The 14,305-nt window shown below is 30.0% G+C and carries 14 protein-coding genes; 10 read left to right on the top strand and 4 right to left on the bottom strand.

Going from position 1 to position 14,305, the window contains the following annotated elements; all coding sequences use genetic code 11:
* Together KQI30_RS01600 and ispE are read right to left on the bottom strand one after the other, a co-directional pair.
* The coding region (locus tag KQI30_RS01600; protein WP_216461400.1) for an IS110 family transposase at window positions 1-326 on the bottom strand (326 nt) is incomplete at its 3' end.
* Window positions 327-449: 123 nt separating this feature from the next.
* Entirely contained in the window at window positions 450-1,301 is an 852-nt protein-coding gene (gene ispE / locus KQI30_RS01595) for a 4-(cytidine 5'-diphospho)-2-C-methyl-D-erythritol kinase (RefSeq protein ID WP_216461399.1), read from the bottom strand.
* Window positions 1,302-1,401: 100 nt separating this feature from the next.
* On the opposite strand from ispE, the gene KQI30_RS01590 reads away from it, so the two are divergent.
* The 5 genes from KQI30_RS01590 (at window position 1,402) to spoIIR (ending at window position 6,015) form a co-directional block, all read left to right on the top strand.
* Window positions 1,402-1,563, top strand: a complete 162-nt coding sequence (locus tag KQI30_RS01590) for a hypothetical protein (protein ID WP_216461398.1) — start codon at window positions 1,402-1,404, stop codon at window positions 1,561-1,563.
* A gap of 9 nt (window positions 1,564-1,572) precedes the next feature.
* Window positions 1,573-3,036 carry a spore germination protein gene (locus KQI30_RS01585; protein WP_216461397.1) on the top strand — a complete coding sequence of 488 codons (1,464 nt, stop codon included), beginning with the start codon at window positions 1,573-1,575 and terminating at the stop codon, window positions 3,034-3,036.
* A gap of 9 nt (window positions 3,037-3,045) precedes the next feature.
* Window positions 3,046-4,140 (top strand): GerAB/ArcD/ProY family transporter, encoded by a 1,095-nt coding sequence (locus KQI30_RS01580; protein ID WP_216461396.1) that lies wholly within the window; start codon window positions 3,046-3,048, stop codon window positions 4,138-4,140.
* Window positions 4,127-5,308 carry a Ger(x)C family spore germination protein gene (locus KQI30_RS01575; protein ID WP_216461395.1) on the top strand — a complete coding sequence of 394 codons (1,182 nt, stop codon included), beginning with the start codon at window positions 4,127-4,129 and terminating at the stop codon, window positions 5,306-5,308. The genes KQI30_RS01580 and KQI30_RS01575 overlap by 14 nt, the downstream gene beginning before the upstream one ends.
* Window positions 5,309-5,379: 71 nt before the next feature.
* Window positions 5,380-6,015, top strand: coding sequence for a stage II sporulation protein R (gene spoIIR / locus KQI30_RS01570; protein WP_216461394.1), 636 nt, complete (start codon window positions 5,380-5,382; stop codon window positions 6,013-6,015).
* Between the two features lie 441 nt (window positions 6,016-6,456).
* Here the strand turns inward: spoIIR and KQI30_RS01565 are convergent, their stop codons facing one another.
* On the bottom strand, window positions 6,457-7,578 hold the full coding sequence (locus KQI30_RS01565) for an MGDG synthase family glycosyltransferase (protein WP_216461393.1): 1,122 nt from the start codon (window positions 7,576-7,578) through the stop codon (window positions 6,457-6,459).
* Window positions 7,579-7,743: 165 nt separating this feature from the next.
* Here KQI30_RS01565 and KQI30_RS01560 point away from each other — a divergent pair, with 165 nt between their 5' ends.
* The 5 genes from KQI30_RS01560 (at window position 7,744) to rho (ending at window position 13,995) form a co-directional block, all read left to right on the top strand.
* Entirely contained in the window at window positions 7,744-8,769 is a 1,026-nt protein-coding gene (locus KQI30_RS01560) for a D-alanine--D-alanine ligase family protein (protein WP_216461392.1), read from the top strand.
* A gap of 24 nt (window positions 8,770-8,793) precedes the next feature.
* Entirely contained in the window at window positions 8,794-9,774 is a 981-nt protein-coding gene (locus tag KQI30_RS01555) for a tRNA 4-thiouridine(8) synthase ThiI (RefSeq protein WP_216461391.1), read from the top strand.
* Window positions 9,775-9,835: 61 nt separating this feature from the next.
* The gene (locus KQI30_RS01550; RefSeq protein ID WP_253287337.1) at window positions 9,836-10,270 is read left to right on the top strand and encodes a DUF1934 domain-containing protein; all 435 of its coding nucleotides are present in this window, start codon (window positions 9,836-9,838) and stop codon (window positions 10,268-10,270) included.
* A 243-nt stretch (window positions 10,271-10,513) separates the two neighbouring features.
* Entirely contained in the window at window positions 10,514-12,127 is a 1,614-nt protein-coding gene (locus KQI30_RS01545; protein WP_216461390.1) for a CTP synthase, read from the top strand.
* Between the two features lie 452 nt (window positions 12,128-12,579).
* Window positions 12,580-13,995, top strand: coding sequence for a transcription termination factor Rho (rho, locus tag KQI30_RS01540; RefSeq protein ID WP_437177717.1), 1,416 nt, complete (start codon window positions 12,580-12,582; stop codon window positions 13,993-13,995).
* A 59-nt stretch (window positions 13,996-14,054) separates the two neighbouring features.
* Here the strand turns inward: rho and rpmE are convergent, their stop codons facing one another.
* Window positions 14,055-14,261, bottom strand: a complete 207-nt coding sequence (rpmE, locus tag KQI30_RS01535; protein WP_216461388.1) for a 50S ribosomal protein L31 — start codon at window positions 14,259-14,261, stop codon at window positions 14,055-14,057.
* Window positions 14,262-14,305: the final 44 nt, after the last annotated feature.

Below are 14,305 nucleotides of genomic sequence, written 5' to 3'. Positions count from 1 at the left end.
AATAATCTTGTTAATTTTACTTTTTGCTGATTAACGAATACTGCTTCGCAGTTATCCATAGAAGTAATAATATATGATGCAATACGTTGCCAATAGATGCCGGTAGGCTCCATGCCTATTATACAAGATTCTGTGTTTGTTTCCTTCATAATCTTATATACCCATGATTTAAAGGTTTTAAATCCTTCCCTATCATTCTTAAGTGATGATAAATAACCAACTTGTATACCATTTATATCTATTGCTTTTGCCACATGTATTTTTTTTGCTAAGTCAATTCCTATAAAAAGCTTTGACTGATTTAATGAAACTATGTTATTATTCATTTGAATAACCTCCTTGGTATTTTTGTTTTGCAATTATCATTTTACCTAGGGAGGTTATTTTTTTCAATTCTTATAAAGTCTCAAAACAGGAATGCTGTGCACTGATATAAATTATGCATTGAATTAATTTGGATTTATAGTTCTTGTAATATACACATCGTTAAACTTACCTTTGAAAAAGTCATAAAGTTTTTGTGCAGATAATGAATCTTCGCATATACCAAATATAGTTGGACCGCTACCACTCATCATTGTGGCAATAGCACCATTATGAATCATATCATTTTTTATCGATCTTAAGATTTTATGTCTACCTAAAGTGACGTTTTCTAATAAGTTTCTCATATTATTTTTTACACCATTAAGATCCATGTTTTCCATAGCTCGTATTAGTTCATAAGTATTAACATGAGTATTAACTTTAGTAAGGTTAAAGTTTTTATATACATCAATAGTTGAAACACCAAAGTTTGGTTTAACAATTACTATAGGTACATCATTAAAAGGTTTAAGCGGTGTCATTTTTTCGCCAATACCTGAACATAAAACAGTGCCCCCTTTAATGCAATAAGGAACATCAGCACCTAATAACAATGAAAGTTTTTCTAAGTCTGTATCAGAGGCAGGAACTTTATAAAGGTCACGTAGTCCCCTAAGAACACCAGCAGCATTAGAGCTTCCGCCAGCCATTCCAGCTGATACTGGTATATTTTTTTCTATATGAATCTTTACTCCGCCTTTTATAGAATAAGTATTTATAAATAACTCAGCAGCTTTATAAGCTATATTTTTTTCATTATTAGGTACATAAGGTTTAGAACAAGATATTTCTATACCGCTTTGAAGTTTTGTAAGTGTTATAGTGTCATATAAGTCCACTGTTTGCATTACCATTTCTAATAGGTGATATCCATCTTCACGTTTGCCTACAACATCTAAAGAAAGGTTAATTTTCCCGTAACATTTAACTATCATATTTATCCTCCAGAGTTTTCTTAATTATATTATATAGAAAAATAAGAATAAATAAATGAATAAATAGAAAAAATATATTTAACATGAGAGAGGTGGAAGTATGTTGTTTTTTGCAGATGGGTATTTTGTCATATTAACTTTTATAGGGTTACTTACTGTTTGTATGGCAAAGGAGAATTATGATAAACGAGGGAAAATAGTTTCTGTAGTTATATTTATAATATCAATACTTTTATATGGTATACCTAAATTTATATTGTGAGGTGGGAGTATGGAAGAAAGTGTACGAGAATGGATAGATAAATCAATAAAGAATAATTTAGATTATATAAAAGAAATACTAAAAGATAATTCAGATATTATTTATAGAGAATTTACTGCATGTAACATTAAATGTGCTCTTATATATATTGATGGTATGGCAGATAAGGTGTTACTTAATGATTTTATATTAAAGCCATTGATGAGAAGAAGGGAAATTGTATTAAATGATGTAGATGATCTTAAAGATAGGTTAATGGCTATAAGTGATTTAAGTGATCAAGATAATCTTCATAAAATGATAATAGCTATGCTAAGTGGAGATACTATGATGCTTGTTGATGGATATCAATCAGGTTTTGTTATAGCTACAAGAGCGTGGCCTAATAGGGGAGTGAGCGAACCATCAGGGGAAACAGTAATTAGGGGTTCAAGAGAAGGGTTTACAGAGACTATAAGATTTAATACAGCTTTAGTAAGAAGAAGGATAAGAGATCCTAAATTTAGAGTTAAGCCAATGACATTGGGAGTGAGATCAAAGAGTGATGTAGCGATAATGTATATTGATGATATTGTAAATCCAGGAGTATTGAAAGCTACTATAGAGGAATTACAAAAGATTAAGTTAGATGCAATATTAGATTCAGGATATATACAATCATATCTTGAGAGAAATACATTATCACCATTTCCTCAGGTTCAAAGTACAGAAAGACCAGATGTAGTGGCTGCTGCTTTATATGAAGGTAGGGTAGCAATTATTGTAGATAATTCACCATTTGCAATAATTGTACCAGCAACACTAGTTAATTTATTTCAATCACCAGATGACTATTATCAAAGATCTATATATGGATCAATTACTAGATTTATAAGAGTTATTGCAGTCTTACTTTCTGTATTGTTACCAGCCTTTTATATAGCTGTAACATCGTTTAGTCCGTCGATAATACCGTCAAAGCTAGCATATTCTATAGCAGCAGCAAGAGAGGGAGTTCCTTTTCCTGCGTTTATTGAGGTAGTAATAATGGAGGTAGCTATGGCTATATTAATGGAAGCCGTGGTAAGACTACCAAAGCCTATTGGTTCTACCATTGGTATAGTAGGTGGACTTATTATTGGGCAGGCAGCAGTTAGTGCCGGGATAGTTAGTCCAATAATGGTCATTATTGTTGGAGTTACTGCTGTAACATCTTTTATAACACCTAGTTATGAAATAACTTTTGGATTAAGGATTATAAGGTTTCTTTTAATAGCATTATCAACTTGCTTAGGGTTATATGGAATTACAATAGGAATATTAATAATTTTAATTCATTTAGTAAAATTAAAGTCATTTACATTATCTTATTTAAGCCCGGTGGTTAATAGTAATCTATCAGATCAAAAAGATGTATTTGTAAGATTAGATTGGAAGTACTTTTGGAAGAGACCTAAGTATATGAAAACACAAGATAAAATAAGACAAAAATAGGAGAGAAAAATGAAGGAGTTAAGTATACATCAACTAAGAATGACCCTCCTTGTATCTATAATAGGAGCAGGAGGATTTGCATTTTCAAGAGGACTTGGTGAATATGTTGGTAAGAATGGGTGGATAGTTACAGTAATTTGTGGCGTAATTTCACTGATATCAATGTATCTTATTCTTTATATAAGTAAAGTTAATAAATATTCGGGAATAGGTGAGATAGTTGAAAATTCATTAGGTAAGGTTATCGGTAGAATAGTGCTTATAGAATTTGTTATTTTTATAATTATAAATGGAAGTCTTCAAGTTAGAGATTATGCAGAAGTAATAAAGTTATATCTATTAAATAGAACGCCAATACAATTGATATTGTTAGTTTTAATATTACTAAGTACATATTTAATCATAGGAAGAATAGAAGCTCTAATAAAGTTTAATGAAATAACTGTATGGATAATGTTAGTGCCAGCGTTGATAATTCTTCTTTTTGTTATAGGGAGAGGAAAGATTACAAATGTATTGCCTTTTTTTGATGTAGAAAAAACAAAATTTTTACAAGGAATAAAAGTTGGTATTACCTCTTTTACATCATTTGAAATATTATATTTTTTACTACCTAGGTTGAGAGAAGAAGAAAGAAAAAAGCTTAAATATTCAGTGGCAGGGGTAGTAGCAATTGCAGTAGCATTTTACATATTATTATATACTGCCATAATATATTATTTTGGATCAGAAGAGAGTCAACATTTATTGTGGCCGTTTATAGGATTGGTAAAAAGTATTGATATACCAGGAACTTTTGTAGAAAGATGGGATGGATTAATACTTATGATTTATATGATATTTAATTTTGCTGCATTTGTAAATATATACTATGGGGCTGCATACATAACAAAAAAGATATTTAATTTTAAAAGGATGGTTAATTCCTTTTCTATAGTATCAGTATTATTTTATATAGGAAGTATGTTGCCTAAAAATATATTGGAGAATAATGCATTGCAAGATAACTTTTTATCATATTTATTTTTAATAAACAATATTGCTATTCCTATAATATTAATTATAGGATTTAAAATAAGGAGTGGAAGATATGAAAAGGCTTAGTATATTAATAATTTCAATTATGATCTTCCCAATGCTATTAAGTTGTTATGATAAAGTTGAAATAGATAAAAGGGCATTTGTATCGACTATAGGATTAGATACATTTGAGTTTATAGATAAAAAGGAAGAACTGAAAAATATAAATCCAGATGCGCCGTTTGCTATGAAGCAACTAGAAAAAATTAAAGTGACTTTAGGATGTCCTAATATCTCTGAAACTGGTGAAAAAGAATCAGGAGATGCCCCAAATAATACTATGGTAGCAGAAGCACCATCTTTTGAAGATGCAATAATAAGAATAGGAAATAAGAGTTCAAGAACTGTTACTTTTGGAACAGGAAAGTTAATGGTTATTAGTGAAGATTTTTTTAGATATCCAGATACGTTAAAAGAAGTTTTAGATAACATAAGAAGAAGTCCTAATATAAATAGGGTGATGTATGTAATTGTTTGTGAAGGTGAAGCAGAAGATGTTTTAAAGTTTATGCCACCAATGGAGAGTAATGTTGAAAATTATTTGATTGGACTTATGGAGAATGCAGGTATAAATTCATATATAAAACCTGTAAGATTAAATGATATGTTATCATTAATGTCAAAAAAATGTGATATTGCAATACCTAAAGTATCAATAAAGAAAGAATCTAATGAAGTGGTATTAAAGGGAGCTTCTATAATAAAGGATTTTACCATAGTAGGTAGTTTATCTGAAGTAGAAAGTTCTGATATAGAACTTTTAAGAGGAAATTTAAAAGGTGGAAAGAAAATAATTTATATGGAAGGACATCCTGTAGATTATTATATAACTGAAGTTACAAGAAAGCTTAAAGTTAAAGAAGAGGATGATGGTAAGTTAAATTTCCAAGTGTTACTGCAATTAGATGGTGAATTGCAAGGATATGTACCAGATAAAAAATCATTAGATAACAAAGATATAGAGGAGATACAAAATCATTTTGATAACTCTTTGGCAAAAGAGGGAAGAATTGTACTAGAAGGAGTACAAAGTCAGTATGGAGCAGATTTATTAGAATTAAAAGAATATTTAAAAGGGTATCATCCGTTTATATGGAATGACATTAAAGATAATTGGAATGAAGCTTTTAAAAATTCAAAGATTGACGTATATGTTAAAACTAACATACGAAGAATTGGTGTAGGATATTAAAAATAAAAAAGTGTTTAAAAAAAATACAATTGGAAATAAATAACAGTAGATGGATTTAAGGGGGATTAAATATGAAAAAGATATCTACTGTTATTATTATAGTTTTATCTATATTATTAATATTACCTGGAAATAGCGATGCAAAAGGTAAGGATGAAGAAATTCAAAGAGATATTGCAAAGAAAATAATAAGATTTCATGTTATAGCAAATTCTGATTCTAAGGAAGATCAAGAGTTAAAGGAAAAAGTACGTGACGAGATATTAAAGTTTATTTCACCTAAGTTAAAGGAAAGTAAATCAAAAGAACAGTCAAGAAAATTATTAGAACAATACGATGGTGAAATAAAAAATATAGCCCTAAATAAAATTAGAGAAGAAGGGTATAGTTATAATGTATCAAGCACTTTTGAAAATACAATGTTTCCAGTAAAACAATATGGAGACTTAGTTTTTCCAGAAGGTGAATATGAAGCTTATAGAATAATTATAGGAAGTGGAGAAGGGAAGAATTGGTGGTGTGTTATGTTTCCACCATTGTGCTTTGTAGATGTAACTGTTGGTGAAGTAGAAAAAGAGAAAAGCAATGAAATGATGGAAGGATATTTAGGAAAAGAAGAATTTGTATATTTGTCAGGGAAAGAAAAATGTGATGTTGAAATAAGATTTAAGATTGTAGATTTAATAAAGGAGCTTTTAAATAAGTAATGGGGCACAGGGAGGTGTCGTAGTAACAAATAAAAAGTTGTTAGTGACACCTTCTTTTATTATGGCAGAAAACAGGGCACAGGTTAGATGTCACAGGGCACAAGTAAGGTTAATTTTCCCTAAAGGGAAAATATTTTAGTCCTGCGGATGGCTAAAGTTAAGATTGTATTTAATGCATATATAAAACTATTATACTTAAGTGTTGTTTTTCATAAATCATGAGCTTCTACTCCAAGCTACATGAAGTCACAGCATTCATTAGCCCCCCGTAACAGTTATATATCAAATATAAATATCTTAAGAAAACCAACTTACTTTATACATACTTGTGCCATGACTTCTATTTTGCTGAAAAAACTGCCGTACTTTGATTTTACTTTTTATGTGCGACACACCCTTGCGTATAAGTATATATGAAATTTATAACCACTGTGAGGGTTATTATCTATTTTTCATTATTTCTCTGATAAGCATATATATGTCTCTTGTAGAGGTCGGTTTTGCAAACCTTTTGGTGTTATTTTTCATTGTATTTAATAAATGCTCATTTAAAAGAATATAATTTATATTATTTATAAAGTTAGGATCATCATCAATATCTATTGCTAGATTATGACGTAATAAAAACTCTTTATTTTTAATTTCTTGCCCTGGTAGTGGAGAAAATATACCCATAGGTAATTCCGAAGCAAGAGATTCAGTTATAGTTAAACCACCAGGTTTAGTTAGAAGCAAGTCTGATGCTTGCATTAATTTGTTTACGTTATTTGTATATCCTATAATTACAGAAGGTAAAATAGAATCTTTAGATAGTTCTAAAAGTTCATCGTATAGATTTTTATTTTTACCTGCAATAACTATTATCTGTGCATCTAAGTCAGATTTGGATAGTTCTTTGAACAATTCTGATATGTTTCCCATGCCAAGACTTCCACCCATTATTAAAATAGTTTTCTTTTCGGGATTCAAATTTAATTCTTGTAACGTAACATCTCTATCAAATTTTGTGAAAAAGGCTGGGCTAATTGGTATACCTAAGGTGTGTATAGAATTAATATTAATACCTTTTAGAGATATTTCCTTTTTCATATCATCATTAGACACTATGTAATGATCTATACCATCATGTATCCAACTACTATGTGAAGCATAATCAGTTAATATTACTATAGTAGGTATAGAAATATAATTTTTACGTTTTAAATAGCCAAGCATATCTGCAGCAAATGGATGTGTAGCTATTACAATGTCTGGGTTAAAATCTTTTATCTTATCATGAACTTCTATAGACATAAGTTGATTGAATTTAGAACTTATGTATGAAGTTAAGCCATCCTCGTCTTCTGTATAGTTATATAGTTTTCCAAAGATTGCTGGAGTATATTGAATTGTTTTAAGATAACTGCCAATAATGACTGTATCTAAAACAGGACTTATTTCTTTAATAGTATCTAAAATCTTAATTTCACTAAATGGTTCTTTGCTCAATATGTATTCTTTTAATGCATTAGCGGCATGACCATGACCTCCGCCTGCAGAGACAGAAAAAATCATACATCTCATTTTTAGGGCACCTCCTACTAGACATATCAAAATTACCTATTTCAGGAATATGCCTATTAATTATTATATAGAATATTTTGTAAATGTTAAAGTACTTTACATTAATATTAAGTTACATTATATTTAAAAGTATGTATTAAATTATGAAAAAGAAGAGTGATAGATATGAAAAAGAAAATTGCGATTGTTTTTGGTGGGGAATCAATAGAGCATGAAGTTTCATTAGCATCAGCAGCGGAATTATTGACTCATATTGATAAAAGCAAATATTATGTTTATCCTATTGGAATAACTAAAGATGGTGAATGGTTTGAGTATAATGGAGATGTAGATAAAATTGCATCAGGTCAATGGGAAAATGATGAGTACTATAAAGTCCCTAGTGGGGAGAAAATATTATTTAGTAGAGATGTAGATTGTGTATTTCCACTTTTACATGGAAGAAATGGTGAAGATGGTACTATTCAAGGTCTTTGTAAATTATTAAAATTACCTATTGTAGGATCAAAGGTACTAGCATCATCATTATGTATGGATAAAGCTTATGGAAAGTTTATTCTTGAAAAGTTTAACCTTCCAGTAACGCCATATATGGTTATAGAAGAAAAAGAGTTTGAGGATGATAAAGATAAAGTATTATCTAAGATAATAAATAAATTTTCTTTTCCTCTTATAGTAAAACCTTCATCAGGAGGATCATCTATGGGAGTATCTAAGGTAAGGGCTAAAGAAAATATTGAACAAGCAATACAAACAGCATTTAAATTTGATAATAAGATATTAATAGAAAAGGCTATAAACCTTAGGGAATTTAAGGTGCCTGTATTAGGTAAGGATAGTTTATTTTTAGGTGAAATAGGAGAAATAGATTATCATGGTAAAGAGATTTTTGATTATGAAGAAAAATATTTGAAAGAAGTAGATAACCTTATATGTCCTGTAGATTTATCAGAGGATGTTAAGAATAAAATTTATGAATATGCTAGAAGAGCATTTAAAGTTTTAGATTGTTCTGGAATGGCTAGAGTAGATTTCTTTATTGATAAAGAAACAGGAGAAATTTATATAAACGAAGTTAATACAATACCAGGGTTTACTAAGAATTCTTCTTATCCAAAACTTTTAGGTAAAAAGGGAATATCTGAAAAAGATATTATAGATAAACTTATAGAATATGCAATAAATGAATGATAAAAAATTAAGGAGTTGGAAGATTTGACAAGAGCATTAGCGATGTTATCAGGAGGATTAGATTCGATACTAGCAGCTAAACTTATAAAGGATCAAGGGATAGAAGTTATTGGGATAACTTATAAATCATATTTTTTTAATGAAGAAAATGCAAGAAGAATGGTTAAACAAATAGATATACCTTTAGAAGTAGTAGATTTTTCAGATGAACACTTTGAATTAGTTAAAAATCCTAAACATGGATATGGAAAGAATATGAATCCTTGTATAGATTGTCATGCAATGATGATGAGATATAGTGGAGAGTTATTAAAAAAATTTGAAGCTGATTTTATAATAACAGGAGAAGTTATAAATCAAAGACCAATGAGTCAAAATGCGGGAGCATTAAATACTGTAAAAAAAGAATCAGGATTTAGTGATAAAATACTTAGACCGTTATGTGCTAAGTTACTACCTCCAACAGAGATGGAAGAGTCAGGACTAGTAGATAGAGAAAAACTTATGAATATTAATGGTAGAAGTAGAAAAGTTCAAATAGAGCTAGCAGAAAAGTGGAATATAAAAGATTATCCATCTCCAGCAGGAGGATGTAAGTTAACAGAACCAGGATATTCAAAAAGACTAAGAGATTTACTAGATAATAATGATGATATAACTCCAAGGGATATGGAACTATTGAGATACGGTAGAAGATTTAGAGTGTCTAAGAATACTGTAATAATATCAGCAAGAACAAAAGATGAGAGTGACTTAATAAAACCTATCTTGAACAGTAACGATACAGGATTTGTTGTAGATAAATATACAGGATCTATGGTAGTTTTAGTTGGAGAAGCTACTGAGGAAGGTATAAAACTTGCAGCATCTATAGCAGCTAGATATTCTAAAGGAAAAGATGAAGAAAATGTAACTGTAAGATATGGAAATGTAACTAAACCGTATAATGGTATTGCTAATGTTAAACCAGCAACAGATAAGGAATTGGAGAAATATATGATATAAAGTTCACAATTCAAGTGCACTGTAAGGGCAGTGCACTGAATTATGATTTAGGAGGATTATAATGAAAAACGCAATTATTGAGGTAGAAAGTAAACAAAGTATAGATGAAGAAGGTATAAAAGTTATAACTCCTGGGAACTTCTATGAAGAGGAGGGTGTTTATTACGCTGTATATGAAGAAACAGAGATTTCTGGAATGGAAGGTACAATGACCACCATAAAGATAGAAGAAGATAAGGTGTTTTTAAAAAGAAAAGGTAGTCTGAATTCGGAGATGATTTTCGAGGAAGGAAAGAGCAGTTATGTGCTTTATGAGACACCTTATGGAACTTTAGATATGAAGATAACTACAGATGTAATAAATGGTGAAATAAAAGGTGAGGGTGGAACTTTAGAGTTAGATTATACTTTAGAATTTCCTGGTCAGGCACCTATACGAACAAATCTTAAGATAAATATATCTAATAAAGGTTCAGATATTGCAGCTCAGATATAGAGTAGCTGCTACTTTAATAAATAAAAAAGGCTGTACACTATACAAGTAGTGTTGCAGCCTTAAACACATGTTAATAATTTCTAGTTACAAAAACAAAAAACTCTACTAGCAATCTTATATTATTTGTGGTAATATAAGAGGTAGATTTTTTACATCATTACCCCATTTTAAGGGTAATTTTAATTATACAATATAAGTTAACAAAAGTCAATATATTTAACATAAAGAGGAGGAAATTTATTTATGAAGTCAAATACAAAGTATATTTTTGTTACTGGCGGTGTTGTTTCAGGATTAGGAAAAGGTATTACAGCTGCATCTTTAGGTAGACTGTTAAAGAATAGAGGATTAAAAGTTTCTATACAAAAGTTCGATCCATATTTGAATGTTGACCCAGGTACTATGAGTCCATATCAACATGGTGAAGTTTTCGTTACTGATGATGGTGCAGAAACAGATTTGGATTTAGGACATTACGAAAGATTTATAGATGAGAACCTTTCGAAGAATTCCTCCGTTACTTCAGGTAAGGTTTATTGGAGTGTTTTATCAAAAGAAAGAAGAGGAGACTATTTAGGTGGAACAGTTCAAGTTATTCCTCATATAACAAATGAACTTAAGGAAAGAGTTTACAGAGTAGCTAAAGAAAAAGATGTAGATGTTGTTATAACTGAAATTGGTGGAACTGTGGGAGATATAGAGTCATTACCATTTTTAGAAGCTATAAGACAAATTAGTTATGATGTTGGTAAGGAAAATGTATGTTATGTACATGTAACATTAATTCCATATTTAAGAATGAGTAAAGAAATCAAAACTAAACCAACACAACATTCAGTTAAGGAATTAAGAAGTATCGGTATACAACCAGATGTTATTGTGTGTAGAACAGAACAAGAATTATCTGATGATGTAAAAGGTAAGATTGCATTATTCTGTAATGTAGATAAAGAAGCTGTTATACAAAACTTAGATGCTAGACATCTTTATGAAGTACCTCTAATGCTTCACAAAGAAGGATTAGATAATTATGTTATAAAGAAACTTAACATAAAGTGTAATGAAGTTGATAATTCTCAATGGATTGAGATGGTAGATAGAATTCTTAGCTTAAAGAATAAAGTTAAGATCGGATTAGTTGGAAAATATGTAGAATTACATGATGCTTATATTTCAGTAGTAGAGGCATTAAATCATGGTGGATTTGTAAATGACTCAAAGGTAGAAATAAAGTGGATAAATTCAGAAGAATTAGAAAGTGCTGATGTTGCAGAAACATTAAAAGATGTAGATGGTATCCTAGTTCCAGGTGGATTTGGAGATAGAGGTGTAGAAGGAAAGATAGCTGCAATTAAATATGCTAGAGAAAACAAGATTCCTTTCCTTGGAATTTGTCTTGGAATGCAATGTACAGTTATAGAATATGCTAGAAATGTTCTAGGATTTAAAGGAGCACATTCAGCAGAAATAAATCCTGATACTAAGTATCCAGTAATCGACTTAATGCCAGATCAAAAAGACGTAGATGAAATGGGCGGAACAATGAGATTAGGATTATATGCATGTAGATTAGAAAAAGGTACAAAGGCTTACGATGTATATAACGAAGAAGTTATCTATGAAAGACATAGACATAGATATGAATTTAATAATGAATTTAGAAAAGAATTAACAGAAGCTGGATTAATTCTTTCAGGAACATCACCAGATGAAAGATTAGTAGAAATTGTTGAGCTTAAAGATCACCCATGGTATGTAGCTGCACAATTCCATCCAGAATTAAAATCAAGACCAAATAGACCACATCCACTATTTAGAGGATTTATTAAAGCAGCATTAGAAAATTCTAATAAATAATTATAAAAAGTAGCATTTTTTATCGATGCTACTTTTTATAATTTACAGTGCACATTGAAGGTGGAAGTTGTTGTATTGACAAATTTTCATGGCACAGGTTAGAAGGCACAGGGAGCAAGTAAGGTGAAAATTCCTCTTTCGGAGGAATTTTATTATAATCCTGCGGATAACTAATGTATTTTATGGGATAGATACAGTTTGACCATTACTTAACTATAAAATTAGCTATCTATTAATCCTAACCTGTGCCATGTATCCTCATACTTGTGCAATGAAAACTTTGCACTAAATAAAAATAGTGGATAAATTTTTTTAAATGGGATATAATCAAAAAAGAACGTATCTAAGAATCCAATCTTAATAAACCAAAATCTTTTATATTTTTCAATTTATTTCTAATATAAACACAGAGAGGTGGAAGTGCTATTTTGAATAGTAAAGATTATGAAAACATGAAACTTAACGAGTTAAAAGAACTTGCTAAGGAATTAAATATTAAAAATTATTCTAAATATAAAAAAAGTGAGTTAATTGATGTTATAAAGCAGTCTCGAAATGAAGAAGAAGCTGCAAAAATAGAAGTTAATGGTGTTACATTAAAGGAAAGTATAAAACCTAAGAATAATGTTGTTGAGGAAAGAAGAGAATCAAATAATTATTCACATCAAAGTAGCACTAGACATCATCATCAATCAAGACAAGAAAATAGTGAAGAAAAAAGAGAAAAGATGAAAGAAATGATAAGTACGCTTGATATGGCTAAAGGAGTAATTGAAATAAATGAGAGTAATAACTTTGGTTTTTTAAGAGGAAAAAATTATTTAACATGTTCAGATGATGTGTATGTGTCACCTTCTCAAATAAGAAGATTTAATTTAAAAACTGGTGACGAGATAGAAGGTAAGGTTAGAAATCCTAAAGAGGGTGAAAAATTTAGAGCATTAGTATATGTTCATAAAATAAATGGTGAGGAGCCTGATAGAGCTGTAGGCAGAACACCTTTTGAAAAGTTAACACCAATATATCCAACAGAAAGAATAAAACTTGAGACAGTACCAACAGAAATGTCTACAAGACTTATGGATTTTATATCTCCTATTGGTAAAGGGCAAAGAGGTCTTATAGTTGCACCACCTAAAGCAGGAAAAACTACACTTTTAAAAAATGTAGCAAATGCAATAACTACAAATAATCCAGATATAAAACTTATAGTAGTACTTATAGATGAAAGACCTGAAGAAGTAACAGAGATGGAGAGAAGTATAAAAGGAGAAGTAATTTATTCTACTTTTGATCAAGATCCTAGTAGACATATAAGAGTGGCAAATATGGTTCTTGAAAGAGGAAAAAGAATGGTAGAACAAGGACAAAATGTTGTTATTCTTTTAGATTCATTAACTAGACTTGCTAGAGCTAACAACTTACTTGTTACACCAACAGGAAGAACTCTTTCAGGGGGGCTAGATCCAGCTGCATTATTTATGCCAAAGAGATTATTTGGAGCAGCTAGAAATATAGAAGAAGGCGGAAGTCTTACAATCTTAGCTACAGTGCTTACTGATACTGGAAGTAGGATGGATGATGTTATATTTGAAGAATTTAAAGGTACTGGTAATATGGAAGTACATTTAGATAGAAGACTACAAGAAAGAAGAATATTCCCAGCGATAGATATTTATAAATCAGGAACAAGAAGAGAAGAGTATCTACTTAGCGATGAAGAAAAACGTGCGGCTACAAATGTAAGAAGAAAATTAAATAATGATAATAATACTATGGCTGTAACAGAGTTGGTTATAAATTTATTAAATGAAAGTAAAACCAATAGTGAATTTATAGCTAAGATAAATAGTAAGATAAGAGAGTAAAAAATAAAAAAGGTTCACAAAATGTGAACCTTTTTTACATAAGTAGAATACGAACAAAATTATTTGTTCATGTTGTATTTCTTCATGAACTTTTCTACTCTTCCACCTACATCGATAAGTTTTTGCTTACCAGTATAGAATGGGTGGCATTGAGAACATATTTCTACCTTTAATTCATCTTTAACAGAACCAGTTGTGAAAGTGTTACCACATGCACATTTAACTACTGCTTCATTGTTGAATTTTGGATGTAATCCTTCTTTCATTATTATTCACCTCGCTAAAATATTGAGAACACTCATCTAAATCC

The organism is Clostridium bornimense (assembly GCF_018917145.1).
Taxonomy (GTDB): Bacteria; Bacillota; Clostridia; order Clostridiales; family Clostridiaceae; genus Clostridium_AN; species Clostridium_AN bornimense_A.
This window is presented reverse-complemented; position numbering and strand designations above follow the sequence as displayed.

What these genes read in the sequence shown, in the direction of transcription:
- ispE (WP_216461399.1), bottom strand. Translation starts at nt 1,301, where the DNA reads ATGATAGTTAAATGTTACGGGAAAATTAACCTTTCTTTAGATGTTGTA.
- KQI30_RS01590 (WP_216461398.1), top strand. Translation starts at nt 1,402, where the DNA reads ATGTTGTTTTTTGCAGATGGGTATTTTGTCATATTAACTTTTATAGGG.
- KQI30_RS01585 (WP_216461397.1), top strand. Translation starts at nt 1,573, where the DNA reads ATGGAAGAAAGTGTACGAGAATGGATAGATAAATCAATAAAGAATAAT.
- KQI30_RS01580 (WP_216461396.1), top strand. Translation starts at nt 3,046, where the DNA reads ATGAAGGAGTTAAGTATACATCAACTAAGAATGACCCTCCTTGTATCT.
- KQI30_RS01575 (WP_216461395.1), top strand. Translation starts at nt 4,127, where the DNA reads ATGAAAAGGCTTAGTATATTAATAATTTCAATTATGATCTTCCCAATG.
- spoIIR (WP_216461394.1), top strand. Translation starts at nt 5,380, where the DNA reads ATGAAAAAGATATCTACTGTTATTATTATAGTTTTATCTATATTATTA.
- KQI30_RS01565 (WP_216461393.1), bottom strand. Translation starts at nt 7,578, where the DNA reads ATGAGATGTATGATTTTTTCTGTCTCTGCAGGCGGAGGTCATGGTCAT.
- KQI30_RS01560 (WP_216461392.1), top strand. Translation starts at nt 7,744, where the DNA reads ATGAAAAAGAAAATTGCGATTGTTTTTGGTGGGGAATCAATAGAGCAT.
- KQI30_RS01550 (WP_253287337.1), top strand. Translation starts at nt 9,836, where the DNA reads ATGAAAAACGCAATTATTGAGGTAGAAAGTAAACAAAGTATAGATGAA.
- KQI30_RS01545 (WP_216461390.1), top strand. Translation starts at nt 10,514, where the DNA reads ATGAAGTCAAATACAAAGTATATTTTTGTTACTGGCGGTGTTGTTTCA.
- rho (WP_437177717.1), top strand. Translation starts at nt 12,580, where the DNA reads ATGAAACTTAACGAGTTAAAAGAACTTGCTAAGGAATTAAATATTAAA.
- rpmE (WP_216461388.1), bottom strand. Translation starts at nt 14,261, where the DNA reads ATGAAAGAAGGATTACATCCAAAATTCAACAATGAAGCAGTAGTTAAA.